1 protein-coding gene is annotated in these 544 nt (G+C 50.7%); it reads right to left on the bottom strand.

From position 1 onward, the window contains the following. On the bottom strand, positions 1–539 hold a 539-nt coding region (locus R7Q46_RS29625), incomplete at its 3' end, for an ATP-binding cassette domain-containing protein (protein WP_411978796.1). Positions 540–544: the final 5 nt, after the last annotated feature.

The following is a 544-nucleotide window of genomic DNA, read 5'->3' as shown; positions in this document are numbered from 1 at the left end:
TGAATCGATACATCCAATGCGCTGACGGGTTCATCACACACCACCAAGTCCGGATTGAGGATTAAGGCTCGCGCGATGCCAACACGTTGGCACTGACCGCCAGAAAACTCATGCGGATATCGGTTACGTTGGCTTGCCAACAGACCCACTTTGTCCATCATCTCAATGACGCGTTTTTCGACTTCGGCGCGTTTAAGTTGAGGCTGGTGTGTGAGTAACGGCTCTGCGATACATTCTGAAATCGTCAATCTCGGATTGAGGCTCGCCGATGGGTCTTGGAATATCATCTGAAATTCTTGGCGACGACGTGCTAACTTGTTTTTGCTGAAGCCACGCATGTCTTCACCTTTCCAAGTGAGCTTACCGTGCGTGGGTTCAACTAAGCGCAGCAGAGCACGTGCTAAGGTGGATTTTCCGCAGCCTGATTCGCCAACAATGCCGAGCGTTTCGCCTCGATAAACATCCAAATCGATGCCGTTGACGGCTTGTACGATCTTTCTTCGGCTCGGAATGAGATGTCGCGAAACAGGAAAATGCACTTGCA

The sequence above is a fragment of the Vibrio sp. 811 genome (assembly GCF_033339195.1).
This window is presented reverse-complemented; position numbering and strand designations above follow the sequence as displayed.